The organism is Mycobacterium sp. IDUB_19 (assembly GCF_055419445.1).
Genome location: NZ_JBVAXR010000224.1, coordinates 1 through 271 on the forward strand (window position 1 = coordinate 1; position 271 = coordinate 271).

The following is a 271-nucleotide window of genomic DNA, read 5'->3' on the forward strand; positions in this document are numbered from 1 at the left end:
AATAAAATAAATATCCGCATCTTTTTGTACCGCCTTAATCGTATCAACCGCCTCTCCACCTACCTCCTTTACGAGCGCTTCTGCAGCTGATAGATTTCTACTGTATACTTGCTTAATTTGAAATTTTGCTAATACTAATGATTTTGCTAATACCCAAGCAAGATTACCGGAACCGATGATTACAACCTGCATATCTTTGATTTATGAAAATGAAATTAACGCAAAGGATGCTTATAGGATACTATAGAACAAAGTTTCGGACAATTGGTAT

The 271-nt window shown here is 35.4% G+C and carries 1 protein-coding gene; it reads right to left on the bottom strand.

Translation table 11 applies throughout. The features are described 5' to 3' along the window. A partial coding sequence (locus ACZY0B_RS28050) for an NAD(P)-binding domain-containing protein (RefSeq protein WP_463767469.1) occupies positions 1-192 on the bottom strand: 192 nt, incomplete at its 3' end. Between the last annotated feature and the right edge of the window lie 79 nt (positions 193-271).